The 26220-nt window shown below is 60.0% G+C and carries 23 protein-coding genes and 1 tRNA gene; 18 read left to right on the top strand and 6 right to left on the bottom strand.

Annotated features, from left to right (window positions below):
• The 5 genes from FYJ40_RS09070 to rbr form a co-directional block, all read left to right on the top strand.
• Nucleotides 1-214, top strand: a 214-nt coding sequence (locus FYJ40_RS09070) for a hypothetical protein (protein ID WP_229770737.1), incomplete at its 5' end; no start/stop codon positions are given.
• Between the two features lie 302 nt (nucleotides 215-516).
• A tRNA-Asp gene (locus FYJ40_RS08330) sits at nucleotides 517-594 on the top strand.
• Between the two features lie 340 nt (nucleotides 595-934).
• Entirely contained in the window at nucleotides 935-1420 is a 486-nt protein-coding gene (locus tag FYJ40_RS08335; RefSeq protein WP_154518481.1) for an Rrf2 family transcriptional regulator, read from the top strand.
• Nucleotides 1421-1441: 21 nt separating this feature from the next.
• Complete coding sequence (locus tag FYJ40_RS08340) at nucleotides 1442-2347, top strand: adenine glycosylase (RefSeq protein WP_154518483.1); 906 nt, start codon at nucleotides 1442-1444, stop codon at nucleotides 2345-2347.
• 113 nt (nucleotides 2348-2460) lie between these two features.
• Entirely contained in the window at nucleotides 2461-3000 is a 540-nt protein-coding gene (gene rbr, locus FYJ40_RS08345) for a rubrerythrin (RefSeq protein ID WP_154518486.1), read from the top strand.
• A gap of 186 nt (nucleotides 3001-3186) precedes the next feature.
• On the opposite strand, the gene FYJ40_RS08350 is transcribed toward rbr, so the two are convergent.
• Nucleotides 3187-3372 (bottom strand): hypothetical protein, encoded by a 186-nt coding sequence (locus tag FYJ40_RS08350; RefSeq protein ID WP_154518490.1) that lies wholly within the window; start codon nucleotides 3370-3372, stop codon nucleotides 3187-3189.
• Between the two features lie 26 nt (nucleotides 3373-3398).
• Between FYJ40_RS08350 and FYJ40_RS08355 the strand changes: the two genes are divergently transcribed.
• The 6 genes from FYJ40_RS08355 to nth all read left to right on the top strand — a co-directional run bounded on the left by FYJ40_RS08355 (nucleotide 3399) and on the right by nth (nucleotide 9098).
• Nucleotides 3399-3821: a hypothetical protein gene (locus FYJ40_RS08355; protein ID WP_154518493.1), complete on the top strand. Its 423-nt coding sequence runs from the start codon at nucleotides 3399-3401 to the stop codon at nucleotides 3819-3821.
• A 123-nt stretch (nucleotides 3822-3944) separates the two neighbouring features.
• Entirely contained in the window at nucleotides 3945-4475 is a 531-nt protein-coding gene (locus FYJ40_RS08360; protein WP_154518496.1) for a DUF6036 family nucleotidyltransferase, read from the top strand.
• Nucleotides 4472-5035 (top strand): transcriptional regulator, encoded by a 564-nt coding sequence (locus FYJ40_RS08365; RefSeq protein ID WP_154518499.1) that lies wholly within the window; start codon nucleotides 4472-4474, stop codon nucleotides 5033-5035. Before FYJ40_RS08360 ends, FYJ40_RS08365 begins: the two co-directional genes overlap by 4 nt.
• A 51-nt stretch (nucleotides 5036-5086) precedes the next feature.
• Nucleotides 5087-6442, top strand: a complete 1356-nt coding sequence (rmuC, locus tag FYJ40_RS08370; RefSeq protein WP_154518502.1) for a DNA recombination protein RmuC — start codon at nucleotides 5087-5089, stop codon at nucleotides 6440-6442.
• A 127-nt stretch (nucleotides 6443-6569) separates the two neighbouring features.
• Nucleotides 6570-8372, top strand: a complete 1803-nt coding sequence (locus FYJ40_RS08375) for an ABC transporter ATP-binding protein (RefSeq protein WP_154518505.1) — start codon at nucleotides 6570-6572, stop codon at nucleotides 8370-8372.
• A gap of 63 nt (nucleotides 8373-8435) precedes the next feature.
• Complete coding sequence (nth, locus tag FYJ40_RS08380) at nucleotides 8436-9098, top strand: endonuclease III (RefSeq protein ID WP_154518508.1); 663 nt, start codon at nucleotides 8436-8438, stop codon at nucleotides 9096-9098.
• An 80-nt stretch (nucleotides 9099-9178) separates the two neighbouring features.
• Here nth and FYJ40_RS08385 read toward each other — a convergent pair whose 3' ends face one another.
• On the bottom strand, nucleotides 9179-10336 hold the full coding sequence (locus tag FYJ40_RS08385; RefSeq protein WP_154518511.1) for an ATP-binding protein: 1158 nt from the start codon (nucleotides 10334-10336) through the stop codon (nucleotides 9179-9181).
• Nucleotides 10337-10647: 311 nt separating this feature from the next.
• Here FYJ40_RS08385 and FYJ40_RS09260 point away from each other — a divergent pair, with 311 nt between their 5' ends.
• Together FYJ40_RS09260 and FYJ40_RS08395 are read left to right on the top strand one after the other, a co-directional pair.
• Entirely contained in the window at nucleotides 10648-10722 is a 75-nt protein-coding gene (locus tag FYJ40_RS09260; RefSeq protein WP_154518561.1) for a hypothetical protein, read from the top strand.
• 155 nt (nucleotides 10723-10877) lie between these two features.
• On the top strand, nucleotides 10878-13229 hold the full coding sequence (locus tag FYJ40_RS08395) for a hypothetical protein (RefSeq protein WP_154518514.1): 2352 nt from the start codon (nucleotides 10878-10880) through the stop codon (nucleotides 13227-13229).
• Between the two features lie 136 nt (nucleotides 13230-13365).
• Here FYJ40_RS08395 and FYJ40_RS08400 read toward each other — a convergent pair whose 3' ends face one another.
• From FYJ40_RS08400 to FYJ40_RS08410, 3 genes are all read right to left on the bottom strand, one after another.
• The gene (locus FYJ40_RS08400; RefSeq protein ID WP_154518517.1) at nucleotides 13366-14355 is read right to left on the bottom strand and encodes an FHA domain-containing protein; all 990 of its coding nucleotides are present in this window, start codon (nucleotides 14353-14355) and stop codon (nucleotides 13366-13368) included.
• 35 nt (nucleotides 14356-14390) lie between these two features.
• Nucleotides 14391-16400, bottom strand: coding sequence for a DUF6273 domain-containing protein (locus FYJ40_RS08405; RefSeq protein ID WP_154518520.1), 2010 nt, complete (start codon nucleotides 16398-16400; stop codon nucleotides 14391-14393).
• Nucleotides 16401-16544: 144 nt separating this feature from the next.
• On the bottom strand, nucleotides 16545-17501 hold the full coding sequence (locus tag FYJ40_RS08410) for an FHA domain-containing protein (protein WP_154518523.1): 957 nt from the start codon (nucleotides 17499-17501) through the stop codon (nucleotides 16545-16547).
• A 323-nt stretch (nucleotides 17502-17824) separates the two neighbouring features.
• Here FYJ40_RS08410 and mfd point away from each other — a divergent pair, with 323 nt between their 5' ends.
• From mfd to FYJ40_RS08430, 4 genes are all read left to right on the top strand, one after another.
• Nucleotides 17825-21457: a transcription-repair coupling factor gene (gene mfd / locus FYJ40_RS08415; RefSeq protein ID WP_154518526.1), complete on the top strand. Its 3633-nt coding sequence runs from the start codon at nucleotides 17825-17827 to the stop codon at nucleotides 21455-21457.
• Between the two features lie 56 nt (nucleotides 21458-21513).
• Nucleotides 21514-22377, top strand: coding sequence for a phosphatase PAP2 family protein (locus tag FYJ40_RS08420; RefSeq protein WP_154518529.1), 864 nt, complete (start codon nucleotides 21514-21516; stop codon nucleotides 22375-22377).
• Nucleotides 22378-22422: 45 nt separating this feature from the next.
• Entirely contained in the window at nucleotides 22423-23448 is a 1026-nt protein-coding gene (locus FYJ40_RS08425) for a low specificity L-threonine aldolase (protein ID WP_118271027.1), read from the top strand.
• A gap of 78 nt (nucleotides 23449-23526) precedes the next feature.
• Entirely contained in the window at nucleotides 23527-24117 is a 591-nt protein-coding gene (locus FYJ40_RS08430) for a GNAT family N-acetyltransferase (RefSeq protein WP_154518532.1), read from the top strand.
• Nucleotides 24118-24138: 21 nt separating this feature from the next.
• Here the strand turns inward: FYJ40_RS08430 and FYJ40_RS08435 are convergent, their stop codons facing one another.
• The gene (locus tag FYJ40_RS08435) at nucleotides 24139-24861 is read right to left on the bottom strand and encodes a GntR family transcriptional regulator (RefSeq protein WP_154518535.1); all 723 of its coding nucleotides are present in this window, start codon (nucleotides 24859-24861) and stop codon (nucleotides 24139-24141) included.
• A 206-nt stretch (nucleotides 24862-25067) separates the two neighbouring features.
• On the opposite strand from FYJ40_RS08435, the gene FYJ40_RS08440 reads away from it, so the two are divergent.
• Nucleotides 25068-26060: an SIS domain-containing protein gene (locus FYJ40_RS08440; RefSeq protein ID WP_154518538.1), complete on the top strand. Its 993-nt coding sequence runs from the start codon at nucleotides 25068-25070 to the stop codon at nucleotides 26058-26060.
• Nucleotides 26061-26220: the final 160 nt, after the last annotated feature.

The raw sequence follows: 26220 nt of genomic DNA on the forward strand, positions 1-26220 counted from the left end.
CGAAGCCGTGCCCTCGCTCGAAGAGCCCGATCGCCGCCTTCCTGGCCTCGATGTCGTGTTTCACTCTCAAGTCGACACGCATAAAAAGCCTCCCATTTCTCGTGTCCAAGAAATGGGAGGCAGTTCACAATGCATCCCCCGTTTCCATTTGAGCCAAAGGCCGATCTTCAACAAGAACAATCAGACCAACCCCGCCGAGGAGCACGCGGGCTAGCCGCGCAGCGGCGCACGCCCGCAAAACTGGTTGAACATAGTGACGGCAGGGAGGGTCTCCGGGGCCGGCTGGCGCGTGTTAAGTTTGTCGCGAGTTCCGCACGCAAAGGAAAGCACTTAATGTGCTTTCCGTCTTGCGCAGGACTGTAGAGCAGCAAACTTAACCCGCGCCAGCCGGCCCCGGAGACCCTCCCGGAGGGACCCAAAAAATATTTTCAAAAAAGTTGTTGCGCGGCGAACAGACTTCTGTGTATACTAATCCCCGCAGCGCACGCGAGTGGAAACAAACGCGAACGACTGCCTGGGGAGTTAGCTCAGTTTGGTTAGAGCGCCGGCCTGTCACGTCGGAGGTCGCGGGTTCGAGCCCCGTACTTCCCGCCAACGCAATTAAAGCCACGTCTTCGGACGTGGCTTTTTGCGTTTAATAGGACAACCGCTCGGCCGTCCCTTTCATTCAGCTCCTTGTTTCCGAGATGCGGAAAAGAATTAAGTACATCGGTTTAAACAAGGGGGGTTTGTTGCGCAACACTCGTTCAATGAAACAGGGGGTTAGGTTATACTAAATTCCACTGTTGGCCTAATCTGATGCAATTTGCTTTGGATTCGACCTTCAGCGGACATCTAATTCACTATTTGGTTGTCCCGGCGGTTATTTAGCGTCTCGACGTAAGCTCGGCCCCGGAGCCCGTTCGAGCTGTTCGTATTCCTTGAAAGGGGAAACATGGACATATCGAGGAAGACTGATTATGCCCTCCGCATGCTTGCGATGCTTGCCGAGGAGCCGGAGCGGTTGCTTTCTGTTCGCACTGCTGCCGAAGAGGTCAATGTTCCGTATTCGTTTGCCCGTTCGATCCAACACGGTTTGGTTCAGGCCGGTATTGTGGAGAGCCTGCGTGGCGTCCACGGCGGTATGCGTCTTAAGGTCAACCCGAGCGAGGTCACTATCCGTCAGGTCGTCGAGGCCGTTCAGGGCCCTATGGTTATGAATGATTGCACGGCACTCGATGGCGACTGTGCGCGCAGGGGCACGTGCTGCTATCATCCCCTGTGGGCTGGGGCCCAGGCGCTGATGCGTGACTACCTCGATTCCGTTTCGCTGGACGATGTCGTCGCTCGCCGCCAGTTCCCCGCCGTCGATCCCAAGTTCGCCGACCGCGACGCCTTTCCCGAGTATGCCGTTTGCGCGTGTGCTTGCCGGGAGGAGTAGCGCCGCATAAGGAGTATAGCTATGATTCAGGACCCCTTTCGTTCGATGATTCGTTCGGAAGGGGTTCTGCGTTATCGCGACCTTCCGTGGCGCCGCACACGTGACCCGTACATCATCTGGCTTTCCGAGGTCATGCTGCAGCAGACGCAGGTTCCACGCGTAGAGATGCGCATGCCGGTATGGCTCGACCGCTTTCCGACCGTGCATTCTCTCGCCCAGGCCGCTCCTTCTGATGTTTTGGACGCTTGGCAGGGCATGGGCTACAACCGTCGTGCTTTGGCGCTCCATAAGGCCGCGCAGCGACTCGTGGAGGACTGGGATGGGGAGTTTCCGCGTGATACGTGCGACCTGGTCGCGCTGCCCGGTATTGGGCCCGCAACGGCGCAGGGCATTCGGTCATTTGCGTTTGATCTTCCGGGAGTGTACCTGGAGACCAATGTGCGCACGGTCTTTCTGCATCACTTTTTTCCTGACGTTCCGTCTGTTCCCGATCGCGAGCTGGTGCCGTTGATCCAGGCGGCCTGCCCGGCGGCGCCCGGTGCGGCGGCGGATGAGGCCGCTCCCTTTGCCGTGCCGCTCGACGATGCCGATACGCCGCGCGCGTGGTATTACGCGCTGCTGGATTACGGCGCGTATCTCAAAAAGACGCTGCCCAATCCGTCTAGGCGCTCGGCGGGCTACAGCCGCCAGTCCAAATTTGAGGGCTCGCGTCGGCAAAAGCGTGCCCATATCGTGCGCATGCTGCTTGCAGCTCGCGACGGACAGCCGGCGGGCATAACGCTTGTTGAAGCTGTTGCAGGCGTTAACAAGATGGAGGCCGCAGCGGGTCGCGAACCGGTTGGTTGCGATTTTATTGCGGGCATTCTTGCCGACCTAGAGCGCGAAGGCTTTTGTCGTGCCGAAGGCGAGCGCTGGCTGAGTGTGTGATGACGCGAATTTGCAGGACAGGATAGTAAGGTTTAGATTCTCGGCATGAGGGTATCCTAAAAACAATGCCGTTCAAAGTCTATGGGCGGCGCGTATTGAAGGGAAGTACACCTATGGATTTTGAGAATTCTCAAACCAAGAAGAACCTCGAGACCGCTTTTGCCGGTGAGTCCCAGGCGCACACCAAGTATCGTTACTATGCATCCAAGGCCAAAAAGGACGGCTACGTTCAGATTTCGAATATCTTTGCCGAGACGGCGGGCAACGAGTCCGAGCATGCCAAGCTGTGGTTTAAGTACCTGCACGACGGTGCTGTTCCGGATACGCTGGACAACCTGCGCGATGCCGCCGCGGGCGAGAACTACGAGTGGACCACGATGTATGACGAGTTCGCCAAGACCGCCGAAGAGGAGGGTTTTGCCGAGATTGCCGCGAAGTTCCGTGGCGTTGGCGCTGTCGAGAAGGCTCACGAGGAGCGCTATAACAAGCTCGTCGAGCGCATTGAATCGGGCGAGGTGTTTGAGCGCGAGGGCGTAAAGGTGTGGAAGTGCCTGAACTGCGGGCACCTGCATGTTGGTGCCAAGGCGCCCGAGGTGTGCCCGGTTTGCAACCATCCCAAGGCGTACTTTGAGGAGCAGGTGGTGAACTACTAGCGCGTGGCGCTGGCTGCTGCGGAGCACAGGGCGGGAGGCCGGATTGCCTTCCCTCCCCGCGCCCCGGCGTTGGGTCGTTGCGTGCTCGCTACAGAAAAGCTGATTAGAAGTTTGCGTGCCGCCCCTTTTGGGGCGGCACGTTTTTGTGTGGGGTCCCTGTCTTCACAATTTCCGTCAAGCTTTTGGTTAGGTTTTGGTCGGATGGCGCAAGGGCGAGAGGGCAAAAGATTGCTGGCGAAAAAAGCTCAAAGAAAGTGCTGGTAGGGGAGTTGTTGAACTTTTCGACAGTTTTCTGACAAAAGAATCTTTGCGGCTATTGCCGCGGATTTCGTTGCCGCGGCCGCGATGGTGCGGGATGCTGGGCGCAAGCATCGAATGCTCCTATTGAGGAGGCCAACATGGATCTGTTTCTTGAGACCCCGCAGCAACAAGCCGAGCGCATGCTGCGCCAACAGCAGCGGCTTATGGAGATGCAAATGCAAGGGGCAGCCGTCCAGCCTCCTGCGCAAAACGCCGCGCCCGCGGTATCGTCTGCGGGTGAGGTGGACCCAGGAGCCTATTCCGTACAGCAAGATTCATATGCGCAGGAGCTTGCGTTCGACAAGCGTCGTGCGCGTCGCCGTCGCTGGGCCCAGCGCCTGCGTACGCTGGCGATGATCGTGCTGATCCCGTTGGGACTCGCGGCAATCTTCTTGGCCTCATATGCCCTCACGTGCATTCTCAACGGCGCCTCGCCCAGCGAAGTGCTCCAACATTTGACAGCTCTCGGCCAGCGCCTGGGCGATGTCGTAACAACCATCCGCGCCGGCTGGGAGAGTTAGCGTTTGTCACATTAGGACTTCTAGGGTGCAGGGATTGTCGCCACAAGTAGAATTCTTGCATCCTGTGGGTCCTGTCGTGCGACTGAATAGTATTATTGATGATAATTAATAATAGGATTTGCTATGCATAAGCAGGATTTAGAGCAGACTCTTTTGGGTATTGACGAAGAGGCGGAGCTGGAAATAGGTCCAAGAGACGATAGACCGAGCGTTGTATTGGTGGGAGGGAGCGCCTTCATGCTTAACGATGTGACGAATCGGTCGGTTACACATGACATTGATGTGTTTGAGGCAGACAGGTGCCTCCGCGAGATCATAGCTAGATATCCCGAGGTGAATGGTATGGCGGCGGCATATTGTAATCAGATGCCATTCAATTACGAAGATCGTTTGATTCCCTTGGATATTGGGGCGCGTTTTATCAGGTACTTTACGCCATCCTTGGAAGACCTAGCGGTAATGAAGCTCTATGCCTACCGTCCGAACGACATCGTCGATCTTCATAGCCAGGCATTCGTCGACCGACTTGATTGGGGACTGCTCGAACGGCTTATATTCGACGAGGGCGAGGCGCTGGCGTCGTCGCCTTCGGAGCGGAGTTATCAAGAGATGGTCTGCGCATACAGGCAATACAAAAAGGAGGTGCTCGGTTGAATCTGACCTTTGAGGGATTCTTAAAAGGCTATTGCCGAGAGCTATCCGGACAGCAGTCGCTCAGTTTTAGAAAACTGGTTAAGCAGGCGACGACGGTTGCGCCGCGCGTGGCGGAGCCCCTGTTTTTGCTCGCTTTGGCGCAGGGTAAAGCCGAATACGTTCTGGGCTTATCCGAGGGTTCGTGGATGGAAGAGGATTACCGAGGCGTTTTGTCCTTGTACGCCCAAACGGGTAGCCTGGCATCTCTATGCGCCGAGGACAAACTCCCTAATCGTTATGCCAACGTTTGGCGTGCGTATAGAGCGGTGAAGGAAAAGCCAGTGGCGGACAGAAGGATCAACGCTCTGATGCGAAAAAGAACGTTGGGAGCGCTAGGGGAATCGGGCGTAACGCGCTACGGTCTCTGCCGCGATTTGAATCTGAATAAGGGAAACGTGTACGCATACTTAGCCGGCGATGACTCAAAGGTGAGCAGGGAGACGGCGCGCCGCATTATGGAATATGCGGAGGAGAGGGGCGCCCAAGAAGGGGCCGGGCGCCCGGTGCGTGTGGCGGGGTAAGATTGATCGCGGTTTTGATTGATGTTCGATTGGGTTTGTTGGGCGGAGTCTATGTCTGCTGTTGATATTGTGCTGGTCGTGATCGCCTTGGTAGCGGTAGGAGTGGCTGTGGCTTGCGAACTGCAGCTCAAGGGCCTTCGCGCTGAGCTGCGAGAGCGCAGCGATGACGGTGCGGAGGCGATGGCGGCACTCGAGCAGGCCAACAACGCGCTCGATGCCCTGAACGTCGCGTTGGCCGAAACCCGCCGCACGGCCAATGCTATCGCGCAGCAGCAGACGACAGATGCGGCCGTGGAGCAGCAACGTTACCTGAACATCGCACGCGAGTTTTCGCAAGCTGGTGACCGGATGGATGACCTGCGCCGCGAGACGGCCCAACAACTCGGTGCCAACCGCGAGGGCATCGAGCACCGCCTGGACAAGGTGCGCGAGACGGTCGATGCCCAGCTGGGTGCTATCCGCAAAGACAACAACGTGCAACTCGATCAGATGCGCGCGACGGTGGACGAGAAGCTCTCCCGCACGCTCAACGATCGCCTGTCGGCATCGTTTAAGCAGGTGAGCGACCAGCTCGAGGCCGTGTACAAGGGCCTGGGCGACATGCAGTCCATCGCCACCGGCGTGGGCGACCTTAAGCGCGTGCTGGGCAACGTAAAGGCGCGTGGCATTTTGGGCGAGGTACAGCTGGGTGCAATCCTGGCGGACATCCTCACGCCCGACCAGTATCTGGAAAACGTCGCCACCAAGCCCGGCGCCTCGGAGCGCGTTGAGTTTGCCGTCAAGCTGCCAGTAGACGAGGACGATCCCGTGCTGCTGCCGATCGACTCAAAATTCCCGGGTGACGCATATGAGCATCTGCTCGACGCCCAGGAGTCGGGTGACGCTGAGGCCGTCGCCGCAGCGCGTAAGACGCTCGACGCCATGGTCAAGCGCGAGGCCAAGGACATCTGCGAAAAGTACCTGAGTGTGCCGGCAACGACCAACTTTGGCATTATGTTCGTGCCGTTTGAGGGGCTGTACGCCGAGGTTGTCAGTCGTCCGGGACTTATCGAGACCCTGGGTCGCGACTATCACGTCAACGTTGCCGGCCCTAGCACCATGGCGGCTATCCTTAACAGTCTACAGATGAGCTACCAGACGTTTAGGCTGCAAAAACGCACCGATGACGTGCTGCGCGTGCTTTCTGCCGTCAAGGCCGAGCTGCCGCGCTATCAGGCGGCGCTGCGCCGCGCCCAGCAGCAAATCGAGACCGCGGGAAAGACGGTCGAGGGCATCATCACCACGCGCACCAACGTCATGGAGCGCAAGCTCAAGGACATCGACGCGCTGGAAGACGCCGACCAAGCTGATGAGATCTTGGGACTCACGCCCGCGGGCCTTCTCACAGATCAAGAAGACGAGGAATAATTACAACAAGACGGTGGGGCGCCGGCGCAAACGCGGGCACCCCGCTGCTTTTCGCATCGTGCTTGCCTGAAGTGCGCTTTAGTATGCAACAATGACGTTTAGCCCCGCCAGATGTGAAAGGAAGCCCATGTCACAGAGAAGCACCAGTCCGCTCAAACGCTCAACCGTGCGCCGCACGCTGCAGCGTTTTTGGGACGTCACGCGCACGCAGCCGCTGATCGTCTTTCTCTCGGTGCTCTCGTCGGCGGGCTACATCTTTTTGCTCACGTTTGCCAACACCTACGTGATGGCGCTTATCGTCGACCGCGTCCAGGCCGGCCCCGTGGCGGGCGACCGGGTGTTTGAGGTCTTTGGCCCCTACATTCTGGCGCTCGTGCTCGTTAACCTGGTAGGCCAAATCCTCTCCAAGCTGCAGGACTACACCGTCTACAAGCTCGAGATTGCGGGTAACTATCACTTGGCGCGCCTGTGCTTCGACACGCTCTCCAATCAATCCATGACATTCCACACCAGCCGTTTTGGTGGATCGCTTGTGAGCCAGACGAGCCGTTTTATGAGCGGCTACACGGGTCTGGTTGACGTGACGGTGTATTCGCTCATCCCCACTGTCACCTCGGTTATCTGTACGGTGGCGGCGCTCGCTCCGGTGGTGCCCACGTTTACCGTGATCCTGGTGGGCATTATGGTCGTCTACATTGCGTTTGTCTGGCTCATGTATAAGCGCATCATGCCGCTTTCGGCCGCGACGTCCGCCGCGCAGAACAAGCTGTCGGGCGTGCTTTCCGACGCGGTCACGAACATCCTGGCCGTCAAGACCTGCGGGCGCGAAGACTTTGAGCGCGACCTGTTCGATAGCGCCGACCGCGCCGCGCGCGACGCCGAAACGGTTTCGATGCACGCCATGATGCAGCGTAACTTTACGACCTCGGGCCTTATCGTCATCACCATGGCCGTGGTGAGTGTGTTTGTGGCGGGCGGCAACGCGTGGTTTGGTATCTCTGCCGGCTCGCTTGTCATGATCTTTACCTATACGTACAACCTCACCATGCGTCTGAACTACGTAAGCTCCATGATGCAGCGCATTAACCGCGCGCTGGGCGATGCGGCCGAGATGACGCGCGTGCTGGACGAGCCGCGTCTGGTGGCAGACGACGAGAACGCTCCCGAGCTCAAGGTGGGCGAGGGCGCGATTGATTTTGAGCACCTGAGCTTTGCATACCGCGACGCCGCGGCGGGCGAGAGCGTGTTCGACGACCTGACGCTCCATGTGGCGGCGGGTCAGCGCGTGGGCCTGGTGGGCAAATCGGGCTCGGGCAAGACGACGCTCACCAAGCTGTTGTTGCGCCTGGACGACGTACAGGGCGGTCGCGTACTCGTGGACGGTCAGGATGTCTCGCGCTGCACGCAGCAGAGCCTGCGCCGCCAGGTTGCCTACGTGCCGCAGGAGGCGCTGCTGTTTCACCGCTCCATTCGCGAGAACATCGCCTACGGCCGCCCCGATGCCACCGACGAACAGATCCGCGAGGCGGCCCGCTTGGCCAATGCCCTGGAGTTTATCGACCGCCTGCCCCGGGGCTTTGACACCATGGTGGGCGAGCGCGGCGTTAAGCTTTCGGGCGGTCAGCGCCAGCGCGTGGCCATCGCCCGTGCCATCCTCACCGACGCGCCGATTCTGGTGCTCGACGAGGCGACCTCTGCCCTGGACAGTGAGTCCGAGGCGCTGGTGCAGGAGGCGCTTGAGAACCTGATGCGCGGCCGCACCTCTATTGTGGTGGCACATCGCCTGTCCACCGTGGCGGCGCTCGACCGCATCGTGGTGCTGGCGGACGGCGAGATCGTCGAGGACGGTACGCATGCGCAGCTTGTCGAGGCAGGCGGCGAGTACGCAAGCTTGTGGGGCCGCCAGACCGGCGCATTTTTGGAGGCGTAAAGACCCCATACGTGGGACAATCGTGCCCATAGGTAAGTTATGCCGCCAATCCGAGGAGTCGTTATGCCACGCGAGACCAATGCCGCCAAGCGCGAGCGCGCCGTTGAGGTGTGCGAGCGCCTTAACCGTCGCTATGGCCCGGTTGAGTGTTTTTTGGACCACGAGAATCCCTATAGGCTGCTCATAGCGGTGTTGCTCTCGGCGCAGACGACCGACGCGCAGGTCAACAAGGTGACGCCGAAGCTGTTTGCCCAGTGGCCCACGCCCGAGGCCATGGCGGGGGCGAGCGTTGCCGATGTGGCCGATATCATCAAGTCGCTCGGCTTCTATAAGAGCAAAGCCAAGCACGCCGTGGAGGCCGCACAGATGATTGTCGCCGATTACGGCGGCGAGGTGCCGGCCGACATGAAGGAGCTTGTCAAGCTGCCGGGCGTTGGGCGCAAGACGGCGAACATCGTGCTCAACGTGGGGTTTGGCATTGTCGAGGGCATCGCGGTCGATACGCACGTCAACCGCATCGCGCACCGTCTGATGCTGAGTCCCAAGACGCACGCCAAAGAGCCGCTCAAGACCGAGCAGGATCTGCTCAAGATCTTGCCGCACGAGTATTGGGAGTCGGTCAACCACCAGTGGATCACCTTTGGCCGCGAGATCTGCGATGCCCGCAAACCCAAGTGCGACGAGTGCCCGCTGGCAGATCTTTGCCCCAGCGTACGGATGGACTAGGTTGCAAGGGCAGGGTGTCGCCGCTCTCGCGTATCTCCGGGTGGCACAAATCGAGGCGCGGCCGGTGACCACGGCGCTCGCTACGACTCCCGAAGCAAGAACTCTTCTGCCGGCACAACCGATGCGCCCTCGGTATCGTAGCGCTCGGAGCCGTGATATACGACGGCTCGGTCCTTTGCGGGAATGCCCAGTTCGGAACCAACAGAGCGTAGGTGTCGAGCGAATGTGTCGCGATAGGTAGCGCCCGATTTGATTTCGAACGCCTGCGGGCGAGCCGGCTCTGTTAGATCGATAAGGTCGATCTCTCGTTTGCTGTCGTCGCGATAAAAGACAAGCGTGGGCTCGATGCCTCTGTTGAGATATGCCTTCTGGCGTTCCGAGACAACGAGGTTTTCGAATATTTCCCCGCTTAGGGGGTGGTTCATGAGACTGCGCTCGTCGTGAATGCCAAGCAGATGGCAAAGTAGTCCCGTGTCGTAGAAGTACAGTTTTGGCGCTTTGGTAAGCCGCTTGCGCATGTTTCCAGCATATGGCTGAAGCAGGAACACCAAATAGCTTGATTGCAGGATCGAAAGCCACGAGCTGATCGTCGCCGTGGCGACTCCCACATCAGCGGCGAGTCTTGATAGGTTGAGCAGCCCTCCCACGCAAGCCGCGCACAGCCCGATCATTTTTCTAAAGGAGCTCAGGTTGCGCACGTCGAGAAGACCGCCCGCATCGCGTTCCACATAGGTCATAAGGTAATTTTGGTAGAACATGTCGGTGGGGATGCCCGCATCATATATGCGCGGGTATCCCCCGCGAATCAGGTAGGTGTCAAGCGAGATTTGCGTATCGCTGAGCTCCTGGTAGGAGAGAGGTAGGAGTTTGAGCATGCCGACGCGCCCGGCAAGCGATTGCTGGATGTTGTGCATGAGCAAAAAGTTTTGCGAGCCGGACAATACATACTGGCCGGCTCTTCCGCGCTCGTCGGAGGCGACCTGAATCATGCTGAACAGCTCCGGTGCATATTGGGCCTCGTCGATGATCAGATGATCGGGGCGCCTGCTGATAAAGCCGACGGGGTCATCGAGTGCGGCGCGACGGACTTCCGGGTTCTCGAGGTTGAGATATTCATATTCAGGAAAGACGGCCTTGATGAGAGTTGACTTGCCGCTTTGGCGTGGCCCCGTAAGCGAGACGACGGGGAACCATTCTGACATGTCGCGTAGCTTTTGGGCCATGATTCGCTCAATCATTTTTAACGCCCTTCGTGTCTTGCATCGCATGCCCGTAGGCAGGCTTTTGGTCCGAAAGCCTCGTGCCGAGTTTGTCAGCATCCGGCGGGTTTCGTGGCAGGTCTTTGGGATTTGTCAGATTGTCAAGGCAAAACAACCATAATTACTAATTAGAAGTTACCACAACTATAAAGTAGGAATTGCCATAATTACAAAGTAACGCAGGTGAAAGCTGATAATTGATGCTGTCCGATCGGGCTGTTTTGTGCCGAGGACGTTCGGGCATGTGCGTTTTGGGTGAGTGGAACGGGTGCTGATGGCCGCCGTGCAGTTTGCGCGACGCCCGCAAACCTAAGTGCGACGAGTGCCCGCTGGCAGACCTTTGCCCCAGCGTACGGATGGTGTAATAGCTTTTTGCAAACTTTTTTGCAAAAAAGTCTCAAACCTTAGATATAGCTTGGTTGCGCAACCAATTCGCGTTTTTCCCCTTTTAAATAAATCGTGCACTAGTAAAACTGTCTCGTTTTTTCGGGACGGGCTGTTTCTGAACAAAGGGGAAAACATGGCAAAGTATCAGCCCGCGCACAAAAAAGCGCAACCCAAGCTCAATCTTGCTAAGCCTGCGGTAACCATGGCAGTTACCGCCAGCCTCGCACTGTCTCCGGTCCTGCAGACCGCTGCTTTCGCTGAGTCCGGCGCCGACGCCAACGACGATGTCAAGGCCGAGCAGAAGCAGGCCAGCAAGGAAGAGATCGCCGCCGCTAAGGCCGACGTCGAGAAGGCCCAGAAGGCCTACGACGAGGCTAAGGCCAACGTCGAGAAGACCCAGAAGGCCTACGACGAGGCTAAGGCTGCCGCCGACGAGGCTCAGGCCGGCGACCAGGAGGCCCAGAAGGCTCTCGAGGCCGCTGCCGCTGCCGAGATGGAGGCCGAGACCAAGCTCGCCACCGCCAAGGACGCTCTGGACGAGGCCGAGAAGGCTTACAAGGACGCCCAGGACGCTGCCGACGCACTCGGTGTTGAGTACAACGAGAACCAGTACGTGAAGAAGGCCGAGGAGGCCCGCGCCGCTGCCGACGCCAAGAAGGCAGAGTGGAACGACGCCGCACAGGCTCAGAACGACGCCCAGGTTGCTCTGGAGAACGCCAAGAACCTGACTTCTGAGGACGAGGCCCAGGCTGCCTACGACGCTGCTGCCAAGAAGGCCGATAAGCTTTATCAGGAGTGGAGCGACCTTGACAACGCTGCTGCTAAGGCTGAGCAGGCTGCCAAGGATGCCGAGAAGACGATGAAGGCTGCCAAGAAGGCCGCCAACGACGCCCAGGTTGCTCTCGAGGCTGCCAAGAAGCTTCCCTCCGTCGAGGATGCCCAGGCTGCTCTTGAGGCTGCCACCAAGACTGACGATGAGGCTGCTGCCAAGTTCAATGAGCTTAACAACAAGGCTATCAAGGCCGAGGACGCTGCCACTGCTAAGAAGAACGAGTGGGACGCTAAGCTCGCCGAGGCTAACAAGGCTCAGGAGGCTTACGAGAACCTTGACGCCAACAAGGCAAAGGCCGACGAGCTCGGCCAGAAATACCACGACCGCAACAACGAGGCTATTAAGGCCGAGGCTAAGAAGAACGAGACTGGTGCCCAGAAGGCTCAGATCAACAACAAGCTTGCGCAGTATAAGGCCGACTACGAGGCGAAGAAGGCTGAGCTTGATAGGCTGACGGAAGAAGGCGTCCTTGCCAGCTCCAAGTTAGAAGCCGCAAAGAATGCGGTAAATAATGCTTCTCAGGCAGTTGAGGACACCGAGAATGAGCTTAAGGATGCCACCAAGATTGATGACGAAGCATATCAGGCTTGGAGCAATGCCACCAACGCTGCCGCTCAGGCATTGACTGAGTGGAACGCCGCAACTGCACTGGTGAGCCTTGGCCAGCAGTATCCGCAGCTCAAGGCTGACGCCGATAAGCTTGGTGTTGAGTACAACGAGAACCAGTACGAGAAGAAGGCCGAGGACGCCCGCGCCGCTGCCGATGAGGCTAAGGCTGCTTGGTCCAAGACGACCGACAAGAAGGCCCAGGCCGAGGCTGACCTGAAGGCTGCTCAGGGCAAGGAGCAGACTGTCAAGGACGCTCAGGATGCATTTGATGCTGCCATGGGCAAGGCGGACGAGTCTGGTAAGGCTTACAACGAGGCTCTGAACAAGTCTGATAAGGCTGCTAAGGCTGCCGAGGATGCTAAGGCCGACCGTGACGCTGCCATCGATGAGCAGGTTAAGGCTAACCAGGCTCTCGCCCAGGCCAAGAAGAAGCCGCAGATCGTTGCCGCTGCCCAGGCTGCGCTCAAGGCTGCTGCCGCCAAGGCTGATAAGCTGGGCCAGGAGTACAACGACCTCGAGAACGAGGCTTTGAATGCTGAGAATACCCTTGCCGCCAAGAAGGCTGCTTGGGACAACGCTCTTGCTGCCGCCAACGCTGCTCAGGTTGCTCTCGCCGACGCCCAGAAGGCAAAGGATGAGGCCGCTAAGGCTCTCGAGGACGCAAAGGCCAACAAGGACGCCAAGTCCGCGGAGGTCGAGGCTGCCCGTGCTAAGCTCGACGCTGCTCAGAGTGTTGCTTACGACGCTCTTGCTGACCTCCAGCTCGCCAAGCAGGCCGAGGCCACGGCTCAGGCTCAGCTTGAGGCCGCCAAGAAGGTCCTGGGTTCGCTGGTTCCCTATGTTGAGCCCACTCAGCAGCAGGTGAACACCACCGCGACGACCAAGACTCCGGCCAAGGCCGAGAAGAAGGCTGACGAGAAGAAGGCCGACGAGGCTGCCCTTCCCACCACTGGTGATAGCGTTGCCGCTCAGGTTACGATCATCGCCGGTCTGGGTGCCGCTGCCATCGCCGCCGGTGCTACCCGCCGCCGCTTTAATGCCTAATGTAGCTTTTTAAGCTCGTTTCCCCTTTATAGGCGCCTCCGGTTACAAGGCCGGGGGCGCCTTTGTACAAAGGAGCGCCGCTGCGATGTGTGCAGCGGCGCTCCTTTGCGTTGATTCTTATTGTATGTGCGCGGCCCTAGGCCAGCGCGCGTACGTTTGAGGAGATCTTCAGCACCAAAAACTCGGTCGAGGAACCCAGCTTGAGCAGGTCGCCGTCGTGGATAGGAATCTGACTGTCCTTGTCATCGGCGGTGCGCAGCGAGCGTGGTTTTTCGATAACGGTGGTCGTGCCGTTGCGTGTCACCAGCACCGTTCCGTTGGTGGAGTGCAGCCCGCTTGCGAGCCATGTGCCGTTGGAATACGCCACGCGCAGGTGCCGGCGGGACACATCGGGCCCTACGTTGGTGATGGCGTTTTGGTCGTGTGCAAAAGAGCCTAGTACCGTACCCTCGGGATCGAGGCTCAAAGGATAGATCGGCGGCAAGGCCGAGCCGTCTTTCGAAAGCCTGAGCAGCCCCAGTTTTGCAGGAGGCTCGTTGACCTTGCGGTTAGTGCCTTGTGCCTGGACGACCTCGGCGGTCTCGAGCGTGCCAAAGGTCTGGGCCAGTTGCGTTATGGCAAAGTCTTTGACCTCGGAGGCGGCGGCATTGGGATCAGCCAAGCATCCGCAGACCGTTAGCGCAAGGAGCTCCAAAAGGCGCCGGTCGCTTTGCTTGAGGCCCGGCATGACGGCGATGCGGTCAAAGATATTGCGCAGGATGGAACCATCGAGCCCCCAGTGTTCGAGCGACGTTGCCATGCGCTCGAGGGCGCGCGTCGTAATGACTTGCTGGCGAGCGTTGGCGGCCGCTGGACTGCTGCCACTGCCGATTTTTGCAGCGGCAGCCAAGTTCTGGACGCTCTGCGAAAAATCGGCAAACATTTCGGGGTCGATCTTGTCGGTACCCGGAACGACGTGCACCACGCGTCGCGATAGAAACGTCTTTTCGGCAATGCGAAACCTAGGGGCCGGTTTGGCGCCCAGCGGCTTGTCCGAAACCAAGATGCGCGCCGCTTCTCGATTATTGATCTGCAGGTCGCACTTAAGGAAATCAAAGAGCACCTCGGAAGGTGTTTCCGCGCGCATGATGCGAGGCTCCTTTCTGGTATCCGGTGAAGGTGTTAGATGCAAAAGCCGGGTAGGACATAGGTCTTTTGGTCTGGTTTGTTTCCGGGCGTTGCCCAGCTAAATACGTCGCCGTCTTTTCCAACGCGGTTAAAGTACGTCGAGTTGGCGCCCTCGCTGCAGTCGGCGCTGGGGGTGCGCTCCCAGTAGCAGATCTTTTTGCCAGCGACGGTGCGGATCATGGCATCGTTGGTGGTCAGACCGCTTACGCTCTGCTCGCGATAGAGCTGGTACTGCTCGCCTTCTCCGCTGTAGAGGGTAGAAAGGTACTCGTAGCCTTCTGCGAACGTTTCGGGCGCCTGGTAGCCGCACAGCTCGCTCATGGACGGCAGCCACAGCTTGTCATCGGTGGCGGTGATGCTGGAGGCGTCTTTGGTGCCGCCGGTGTTGTTGGTGAGCTTACGCACCGAGCGGATCTGATTACGGAGATCGTCGGGCAGCGTAGCCATGCCCTTGTCCGCCAACCATTCGCGAAGCGACGATTGCTCCCAACCGCCCGTCGCGGCGCTGTCGTTAACGGCGCGCATGGCGATGGGGGTACGGAACATAAAGGTGATGCCAGCGGGAAGGCCGTCATCGGTGAGTGTGTCTGCCTTAAAGCCCACGATCTGGACTTGTGCCTTGGTCCCGTCGGAAAGCCTGACGGTCTTGGTGTTCTCGTTTTCGAGCGACTGCTTGCTGTTTACCAGGTGGTAGGTTTCGGCAATCTCGAGCACCTTTTTGCTGGAAGATGTTTCTTGGATTTTGCGGGAGATCAGGGCGAGTTCTTCCCAGGTGTAATCGTCGAGTGACGGCTTGATGCCGTGCGCCAGGTCGATAAGCCCCCAGCATCCTGTGGCAATGGCAGAGCCTGCTATGCCGGCAACGCAGACGCCGCCGAGCACGAGCGCAGCGCGACGCGAGATGACTGGGCGGCGCGTCTGAGCCTTGTCGGAGCAGGAAGGCTTCGGTTGCTGGCTAAAGTCGACCGGGGTGGGCAGCGGCGTGCGCGGCTCAAAATCGATGTCTTTAATCCAGGCATCGAGCTTGCCGACAATCGTAGACAGCGGCGCGCGCTGGGACTGCTCGTTATGGATGCCGCTCATGATGACATCGACAAGCATTTGGTCGCCGGGTACGCGTGCCTCAAGCGGCTCGTGCTCGTGCTCGATCTTGTACAGGTAGGGCGACTGGTCCATATGCTCGTTTAGGCGATATGGCGTGTGGCCGGCATAGAGCGTGTAGAGTACGCTGCAGAGCTCGTATGTATCGATGCTGGGCGACGTACGCAGCGGCGCCAGCTCGGGGATGTCGTTGGAGAGCATCTCGGGTGGGGCGAACTCGGGGGTGCCGTTGCGCCAGATGCCGGTGGACATGGTAAACGAGGGGTCTGAGCGCTTGATGCTCGAGCTGCCCAGATCGACCAGGCAAAGGTCAAAACTGCAGTGTGCAATCTGCTGGGCAAGGGACCGGAGCGTCGTGCGAATGATGATATTGCGCAAGGAGATATCACGGTGTACAAACGGCGCATCGAGCTTTTGGGCACCCAGGAGAATCTCTCCCAGGCGTTTTCCAATCGCGGCGACGGTGTTTGCGGGAATGTGGCCGCCCTCGGCGGGGTCGGTTAGCTCTGCCGCAGCATCGCGAAGGGGCAGGCCTTCAATCCACTCCATAACGATGACCGGTACGGAGCCGGTATAGCCGTAGCCATAGGTTTTGGGAAAGCCGTCCAACAGTGAGACGGCTGCAAGATTGCGATACTCCTCGGTAAGCGTCTTGATGTCCGAGGGGCTGACGGCGGAGCCGTCTTCATCACAGCCGCTGAGGGGCCACAGCGTCTTGAGCGCAAAGGTCTCGCCCTCGGTGTTGGCGACCTTGCGAAGATGGTGGGAACCGCCGCCGACTGCCCCGCAATCCAACAGGGTGGTAAAGCGGCGAATAGTATCGGGGTCTTCGGTGGTCGCAAACATGGCGTTTGGTTCAAAGGGGGACAACGCGATGATATTCATATCCGTGTCGTACGTCACGGGGCGATCCTTTCGAGAAAAAAGTGCATGGCGATAATGTTAGTGAAAAGGTAGCGCAACCGTTGCCTTAATCGAAAAGGTGCCGTTATTTGCATGGGTTGATGCAAATAACGGCACCTTGTGCGTCGAAGATGTGTGGGCGGGCTAGTCTGTGATGCGAATGACCAAGAAGCGCGTCGTGGCGCCCAAGCAAAGCGTGTCTCCGTTGTGAATCTCGACGGGGGTGTTGGCAAAGTTGGCGGGGCGCTCGCGTCTAGGTGGTTCGATAGCATGTCGGCAGCGATCGACGCCCGAGATCAAAAACGATCCGTTGGTGGAGCCGAGGCCCTGCGCAAGCCAGCGTCCGTCTTGGAGCCAAATGCGCAGGTGCTGACGCGAGACATCGGAATCGACGTCGGTGATGGCGTTCTCGTCGCTCGTCAGCGACCCGATAATGCTGCCCACCGGGTCCGTGGTAAGGGGACGCAACGGCGGTCGTGCCGAGTTGCCCACGACGCGCAGCAGCCCCAGGCGAATGTCTCCCGTGGGGCGCGCGGTTGTCGAGAAAAATGAGGTGACGGTTGTCTCGACCGTGCCGAGTGTCGAGAGCATCTGGTCGGACACAAAGGACTCGGTGTATTCGATGGCGCGGGCGGGGTCGCCAAGGCAGCCGGTAACGATAAAAAAGACCAGATGGATGTAGAGGCGGTTTTTAATGTCGCTATCGTCAGTGGTCTCGATGCGCTCGACGCCGTTTTTAAAGAGCATGCCGTCGACGCCGCAATTGGTAAGGGCATCCTGCATGTCTGGGGCGCACGATTCCATATAGCGTTTAGCGACCTTGCACAGCGATTGGGGGTCGGAGCCTCGGTTTTGTATGATGAGGTTGAGTATCTGGCGCGCACTTTGTTCAAAGGGCGCAAACAGCGACTCGGGAAGGTCACCGGGTTTGGCGTGAACGATTTCGCGTGAGATAAACGACGGGACCATCAAGCGTTCGGAGATGAGGCGTCCACCGTAACGGGCGTTGCCGTCCATGAGAATTTGCGCGGCGTTACCGTTTTTGATGCGACCGAGTGACTTGAGCCCGGCGTACAGTGCACAAGATGGAGTGTCGGCCATTTGTTTTCACCCCCCCCCCTCATCAAAAAGTGACATTGAATACGCAATTATCCTCAATTATAGGCGCTTTGCAGCTCGATATGCTCGCCATGGGGCGCGGACGGTGTAAATTGCTGCCAGAAGACAGCAAATTAAAAAGCGGAAAGCGGATTAATAAGCTGGGAAACGCGTTGGCAAGACCGTTGTGGGCAACATTTGGCATGATGTCGCTTTGGCTTTTGGTCACGGGGCCGTGCGGTACCATAAGCGTCAATGAACTTTGACGCACGACCCGCCGAGCTTGCCCCGGCGGGCTTTTGGCGTTGCGATGCCGGAGGAACAGCATGCTCATTCACCGTATAGCCGCGCAGCTCTACACTGCCGAGGCCTTGCAGACCGTCGAGGCCGGGCTCGACGCCGGCGAGGATGTGACGCTGGCCGTGTCGCAGTCGGGCCGCACGCTTATGGCGGCTGCTCAGTTTGCGCGCCGCCCGCGCCCTACGGTCTACATTGTGAGCGGCGAGGACGCGGCCGATCGCGCCGCGCGCAGCCTTGCCGCCTACGTGGGCCTGGCGCACGTGTGCCGCTTTCCCGAGCGCAAGGACTATCCGTGGCGCGAGCAGGAGCCCGACGATGCCGTGGTGGCGCAGCGCTGCGAGGCTCTGGGGCGTATCGTGCGCGGGGACAACTGCATCATGGTTGCCTCGGCCCGCGCACTGCTGCGTTGCGTGCCGCCAGTCGAGAGCCGCTACTGGGAGTCCACGACCTTTGCGGTGGGCGAGGAGATTCCTTTTGACGAAGTGCCGCAGCGCCTGGTGGGCATGGGCTACACCAATGCCGGCGCCGCCGACGCACCCGGCCTGTTCCGCGTGCACGGCGACACCGTCGAGGTATTCCCCGCACAAGAGAAAGCGCCCGTGCGCATTGAGTTCTTTGGCGACGAAATTGATCGCATTCGCCGTATGGTGAGCTCTACGGGCCAAACCATCGGCAACGAGGACAGCATCGAGATCTTCCCGTGCCGCGAGCTGGCGCTTACCGACGAAGCCGTTCACAACATGCACGTGGCGCTCTATCGCGCAAGCCAGAGCGACAGCAAGCTGGCGGCGCTGCTCGAGATGGTTGATGCGCGTATCGTCACACCCGAGCTCGACCGCTTTTTGCCGGTGATGTACGGCCAGACCGTGAGCCCGTTGGCGCACGTGAGCGGCAAGGCGCTTGTGGTTCTGTCCGAGCCGCGCTCGCTGTTCGACGACTGCCTGCGTGCCTACGAGGATATCGAGGCGCGCGCCGGCGAGGCGGGGATTGACCGCTTGGACGGCCTGTACGTGCGCGCCCAGCAGCTCGACTTTGGTGCTCAGCAGCGCCTGAACTACGTGAGCCTGATCCGCGCCGGCGGTGCGGTTACGGCAGAGCTCAAGATTGAGCAGCCGGCTATCGCAGGCTCGGACAACCGCTTTATGACGCGCGTTCAGGAAGTCGTGGGCAAGCGCTATGCCTGCGTGTTTGCCATTCCCGACCGCGGAGCGCGCGAGTCGATGGAGCTCACCTTTGGCGACGAGGGCATTACCTTTGAGGAGTCGCTGACGGCCGCCCCCGAAAACGCCGGTGTTATTGGCGAGCGCGTACGCGTGGCAGCGGCAGATTCTGCCGACCGTGCTGCCCGCCAGGAGGCCCATGCCTCGATCCGCGAGCGCCGCGTCGATGCGCTCAACGCCCGATCGCTCGAGGCGGGCGCCGCCCAGGCTGCCGCCGGTGCTGCCGTACCCACCATCTCGCGCGGACGCGTGACCTTTGTGGATGCTGCCCTGCCGCAGGGCGTGGTGGTGCCCGATGCCAACCTAGCCGTGTTCTCGATCGCCGATCTCAATGCCCGCATGGACGCCAACCGCGCGCGCAGCCGTCGCAAGGTGGACATTACGCAGATCACGTTTCCGTTTAAGCCGGGCGACTACGTGGTACACGCCACTCACGGCATCGCGCTCTTTAGCGAGATCGCGCGCCAGGAAGTGGGCGGCAAGGAGCGCGACTACTTTTTGTTGGAATATGCCGACGGCGACAAGCTCTACGTGCCGCTCGAGCAGGTCGACCGCATCACGCGCTATGTTGGTCCCGACGGCGACAAGCCGCGCCTGACTAGGCTCAACACCGCCGACTGGACGCGTGCCACCAACAAGGCGCGCAAGAACGCCAAAAAGCTGGCGTTTGACCTGGTCGATCTGTATACGCGCCGCTCGTCGATTACCGGTATCGCCTGCCCGCCCGACACGCCCGAGCAAATCGAGATGGAGGAGAGCTTTCCTTACGACGAGACGCGCGACCAGCTGGAGGCCATCGCCGACATTAAGGCCGACATGGAGGCGCCCAAGCCCATGGACCGCCTGCTGTGCGGCGACGTGGGCTTTGGCAAGACCGAGGTTGCCCTGCGCGCGGCGTTTAAGTGCGTGGACTCCGGCCGTCAGGTCATGGTGCTCTGCCCCACGACCATTCTGGCCCAACAGCACTACGAGACCTTTTTTGAGCGCTTTGCCCCGTTTGGCCTCGAGGTCGAGGTGCTCAGCCGCTTTCGCACGCCGGCGCAGCAGAAGCGCGCGCTCAAGGCGTTTGCCGAGGGCACGATCGACGTGCTCATCGGCACGCACCGCCTGCTTTCGGCCGATGTGAACCCCAAGAACCTGGGTTTGGTGATCATCGACGAGGAGCAGCGCTTTGGCGTGCAGCACAAGGAGCAGCTCAAGAACCTGCGCGAGCAGATTGACGTGCTCACGCTTTCGGCAACGCCTATTCCGCGAACCATGCAGATGGCCACGAGCGGCGTGCGCGACATGAGCCTGATCACCACGCCACCGACCGGGCGCCGCCCCGTGATCGTGCACGTGGGGGAGTACGACCCCGACGTGGTGAGCGCGGCGATTCGCCTGGAGGTGGGCCGCGGCGGCCAGGTGTACTACGTGTCCAACCGCGTCAAGACCATCGACGACGCCGTGGCACGCGTGCACGAGGCCGCGCCCGAGGCGCGCGTGGGCGTGGCGCACGGCAAGATGAGCCCGCGCGAGGTCGAGGACGTGATGATCGAGTTTGCGACCAAAAAGATTGACGTGCTCATCGCCACGACCATCGTGGAGAGCGGCATAGACAACGCGACCGCCAACACGCTCATCATCGAGGATTCGCAGCGCTTGGGCCTGGCACAGCTCTACCAGCTCAAGGGCCGCGTGGGCCGTTCTGCCACGCAGGCCTACGCGTACTTTATGTTCCCGGGCGAGCTGCCGCTCACCGAGGAGGCTACGGCGCGCCTGACCGCACTCTCCGAGTTCCAGGACCTGGGCAGCGGCATGCGCATCGCCATGCGCGACCTGGAGATTCGCGGCGCCGGCTCGCTCATGGGCGCCGAGCAGCACGGCAACCTGTCGAGCGTGGGCTTTGACCTGTTTACGCAGATGCTGGGTCAGGCCGTGGCCGAGGCGCGAGGCGACGACGATGCCGGTGTGGAGGCCGCGAGCGTGGGTATTAACCTGCCGGCCGACTACTTCTTGTCCGAGGAGTACCTGCCGGCGGTGGATCAGCGCGTGCTCGTATACCGTAAGCTTGCGGCGGCCGAGGACCTGGAGAGCATCGACGAGGTGCAGGAAGAGACCGAGGCCGCGCATGGCGAGCTGCCGTTGGCGGGACTCAACCTGTTCAATCGCGCGCGAATCCGCATTCGCGGCGAGCGCCTGGGGCTCGAGAGCGTTACGCTCAGCGGCGGTCGCATCACGTTTTTGGGCGTCGACGTTCCCAAGAAGGTGGCCTATGAGCTTAAGACCCGCTATGGAGCGGTGAACTTCCCCAAGAGCCGCAAACTGTCGGTGCCCTACAAGGCGGGCGCCGGCGCGGGTAGCGGCCTGGGTCGCGGTCTCGACGCCAACGACGGCACCGGCCCCGTGGCCGCGGCACTCATGCTGCTGCAGCAGCTGGGCACGTCCGACGATGACTAACGGGTCGACGCCGTAAACGCCCCATTTGGGCAATCTGGTTCCATCGAAAGGAAAGCATGTTCGGGTACATTTATAAGAAAGATGCCGCTGCTATCGCGGTTATCCTTGCCCTCTGTCTGGGCGTGGGCAGTTTCTTCGATTATCAGATCTCGAGCGCGCTGTTCAACATCGGCAGCGTGTACGGCCGCTTTATCGAGGCGGTCGGCGAGCTGCCGTTTGAGCTGACGGCGAGCGTCGCGGGCGTTATGCTCGTGCGCGCGGTGCGCCCCGACTCCAGGGGGAGCAAATGGCTCGCCGTGCTCGGCATCCTCGTCAATGTTGGCCTGACCGGCTATGAGATCGTTTCGTCCCTGAGGGTTGGCGGCAAACTCATCGCGGCTCAGTTGGTGCTGACGTTTGTGCTGGCCATCGTCGCCAACCTTATCGTCTATCGCCTCACGCGCACGACCGAGCCCGACGAGCTCACACGCTGGGCGCTCATGGTGCTTGCCGTGTGGGTCGCTCAGGCCATCATCCTCAACGTGATCGTCAAGCCGCTGTGGTCGCGCCCGCGCATGCGCGTGATCGAGGTGACGCCGGGGCTCGAGTTTCAGCCGTGGTGGGTGATCGGCAACCCCGACAAGTGGGCCTATATTGCCGCCGGTGTAGTCAAGGACGGCTTTAAGTCGTTTGCGAGCGGACACACGGCGCACGCGGCGATCGGCCTTATGCTCGCCGGGCTTCCCGCAGCGGCCTTTAAGGAAAAGCCGTCGCGCCGTCGTGTGGTCTTTTGGACGGCGGCTGTGGTTGTGGCGTTCGTCGCGTTTGGCCGCATCGTGATCGGAGCGCACTTTTTGAGTGATGTGACCTGCGGTTTTGTTCTGGTGCTGGCACTTGAGTGCCTTGCCGCGCGCATTGCCTATCCCAGCGGCGTACAATAGCTCCGTTTGAATCATCTGGCCGATACCCGGTAAGAGAGGATTGCCATGCTCGCGTTCAACAACGATTATTCCCACGGCGCACACCCGGCGGTGCTGCAGGCGCTCGTCGACACCAATATGGAGCCACAGCCCGGATACGGTACCGATGCGCATACCGAGCGTGCCAAGCAGCTTATCCGCGAGGCCTGTCAGGCCCCCGATGCCGACGTGTTTTTTCTGGTGGGCGGCACGCAGGCCAACGCGACGGTGATCGACATGCTGCTCGCGCCGTACGAGGGCGTCGTTGCTGCCGAGACTGGCCACGTCGCCTGCCACGAGGCGGGCGCCATCGAGTTTGGCGGCCACAAGGTGCTCACCATCCCCGGCTACGAGGGCAAGATGCACGCCGAGGACCTTGAGAACTATATCCAGGTGTTCTACGAAAACGAGAGCTACGAGCACACGGTGTTTCCGGGTGCCGTGTACGTGAGCCTATCGACCGAGTACGGCACGCTGTACTCCAAGGCCGAGCTCGCGGCGATTCACGCAGTGTGCCAGAAGCGCGAGATTCCGCTGTTTGTGGATGGCGCCCGCCTGGCCTATGCGCTGGCGGCCGATGAGTGCGACATTACCCTGCCCGAGCTGGCGCAGCTGTGCGACGTGTTCTACATCGGCGGTACCAAGTGCGGCGCGCTCTGCGGCGAGGCTGTGGTGTTCTGCGGTATGCACGCCCCGGCGCATCCCATTCCGCGTATTAAGCAGCATGGCGCGCTGCTTGCCAAAGGCCGCCTGACGGGTGTGCAGTTTGAGGCGCTCTTTACCGACGGCCTGTATTTTGAGATTGGTCGCCAGGCGATCGAGACCGCTCAGGCGCTTCGTCGCGTGCTGCACGAGCGCGGCTACCAGTTCTTTTTGGAGACGCCGACCAACCAGCAGTTTGTGATTCTGCCCAACGAGGACATGGCCCGCATTCGCGAGCATGCCTCGATTGAGTACTGGGAAAAGTACGACGAGACCCACACGGTGGTGCGCTTTTGCACCAGCTGGGCCACGACGCAGGAGGACATCGACGCGTTGGCGGCTGTCCTGTAGCCTGATGTAATGACAAGGGGCTGCCCTGCGCCTGAGCTTGGCGCAGGGCAGCCTTTGTTTTTGAGGGGGAAGGGTTGTATGACCGAAATGTCCGAGCCGACGATTCGCCTGGCGACGCCCGATGACGCACCATCGTTGCTTGCCATCTATGAGCCGTATGTGCGCCAGACGGCGATTACCTGCGAATACGAGGTGCCGAGCGTTGAGGAGTTCGCCGGGCGTATCGAGCGTACGCTCAAGCGCTACCCGTATTTGGTGATGGAGCTGGACGGGCGTCCGGTAGGCTATGCCTATGTGAGCCCGCTCAACAGCCGCGAGGCATACGACTGGTCGGTCGAGACGTCGATCTACCTGGCGCGCGATGTGCGCCACGGCGGGCTGGGCCGCAAGCTGCACGATGCGCTCAAGCAATGCCTGATTGCGATGGGCATCACCAACATGTGCGCGCTCATCGCCGTGCCGCACGACAAGGACGACGAGTACCTGACGCACAACAGCCAGGATTTCCATGCCCATATGGGATATCGCCTGGTGGGCACCTTCGATCGCTGCGCCCAAAAGTTCGGCCGCTGGTACGACATGTGCTGGATGGAGCTGGTCCTGGCTGAGCGCACACCCAACCAACCCAAACCAACCTGGTTCCCCGACCTTCCCAAACCTACCATTTAGGGACAGGTTTATTTTGGCAGGTTAGCCGATGGGTTCGATGTATTTGGCGCGGTCGGTGCGTTGGATGCGCTTGGAGACATGGAGCGGTCGGCCGTCGGTGTCGTAGACGTAGTCGGTGATCAGGATCAGCGCCTGTCCGCGCTCAACGTTGAGCAAAAACGCCTCGTTTTGCGAGGCGTAGCACACCTCAAAGGTCTTATGCCCCTGTGCCGGTGCGCGATGGAACTCCTGTCGCAGCGTGGCGTAGAGCGAACCGTTGATATCGCGATCGATGAGCGTCTCGAAGCTTGGCGGCAGGTAGGTGGTCTCCAGGCACAGCGGCGCGTCGTCCAGGTAGCGCAGGCGGACAAGTTTGACGAGCTTGCTGCCCACGGCGGCGTCAAAGAACTTAGCTATGCTGCCGGCCGCCTTGGCAAAGCCCGAGTCCACGGTGCGCGTGGTGGGCTTCATGCCCTGGCCTTCGACCTGCTTGGTATAGCTCGAAAACACCAGGTTGTTCTCGTGGAGCGCGGGCGTGTCGGCCACAAAGGCGCCACGCCCGCGCTCGGTTCGCACCAGGCCCTCATCAACGAGCACCTTAAGGGCGTGGCGTACGGTGCTGCGTGACAGCCCCGATTCGTCCATGAGCTCCATCTCGGACGGCAGCTTGTCTCCGCGCGCATACGTGCCGGCAGCGATGCGATCGCGCAGCGTGCCCGCCAAGCGCTCGTATTGGGTCAGTTTCTTTTTAGATGTGACGCCCATATTGCCAACCTATATCTAACCTGTATGCTTACCTAAGCAAGCATGTATTTAATAAAACAATAAAACTGCTGGTAGCGAGCTACTGAAAACCACAGCAGCAAAATTTCTAAGACAAATATAGCATACAACTAGTCGACATAACCAAAATATGTATGTAACTTGTATGCCTGTGATGAGCATCAAACGAGAAGAAAGGCTGATGCACGATGACTACTCAGGAACAGGTTAAGGATGTCGTCTCCCAGGTTTTGGCCGACAAGGCAGACAAGGGCGGCATCAAGCGCGTCGTGTGGATTGGCGCCGGCGGATCCAACGGCGGTAACTATCCTGCCCAGTACTTTATGGAGCACGAGGCCACGCAGGTCGTGAGCTCCAGCTACACCAGCAACGAGTTCGCGCACGCCACCCCTGCCTACGTTAACGAGAACACCTTGGCCGTCGTCGTGTCCATGCGCGGCACCAAGGAGACTATCGTCGCCGCCCAGGTCGCCAAGGACCACGGCGCCAGCACCATCGCCATCTATGTCGACGAGTCCGCCCTCACCGAGGTCTGCGACTACAAGATCCAGTACGACAGCTTGGCCGTCGACGAGTCCTGCATGGGCCGCACCAACTCCGCCGTCGTGACCATGATCGCCATGGAGCTCACGCAGCAGACCGAGGGCTATGCCGAGTACGAGACCGCCATGGCCGCCTTCGACTTGGTCGACCCCATCTATCGCAAGGCCGTCGAGTACACCCGTCCGCTTGCTGCCAAGTGGGCCGAGCAGAACGCCGACAAGCCCTGCATCAACGTGATGGCTCAGGGTCCGCTCTTTGGTGCCGCCTACGTCTTTAGCATCTGCAACGTGCAGGAGATGCTGCAGATCGACTCCTGCACCATCAACACCTGCGATTTCTTCCATGGCCCCTTCGAGATCCTGGACAAGCGTACCTCGCTGTTCCAGCTCATCAGCGTCGGCCGCAGCCGCTGCAACGACGAGCGCGGCATCCGCTTCGTCAACCAGTACGGTGGCGAGCGCGTCTATCAGCTCGACGCCAAGGAGCTCGGCCTCAACGACATCAAGGACAGCGTGAGCGAGTACTTCAACCACCTGATCTTCGCGCCGATCCTCAACAACGTCTACATGCGTGCACTCTCTGCCGTCACCCACAAGGACTATATGACGCGCCGCTACATGTGGAAGCTCGACTACTAGGGGATAGAGCGGCCTAACAGCTCGATGTCCTCATAAGTTGCGGTGGAATAGTTCCTGTTTGGGGGCTTGAAGCCTCTATTTAGGAACTATTTCACCGCAACAGCCAAATGATCCGCCGGGGACGGAGGAAAACGGATCACTGACGCAGACCAGCCCCTCA

The sequence above is a fragment of the Collinsella sp. WCA1-178-WT-3 (M1) genome (genome assembly GCF_009696325.1).
Classification (GTDB): Bacteria; Actinomycetota; Coriobacteriia; order Coriobacteriales; family Coriobacteriaceae; genus Collinsella.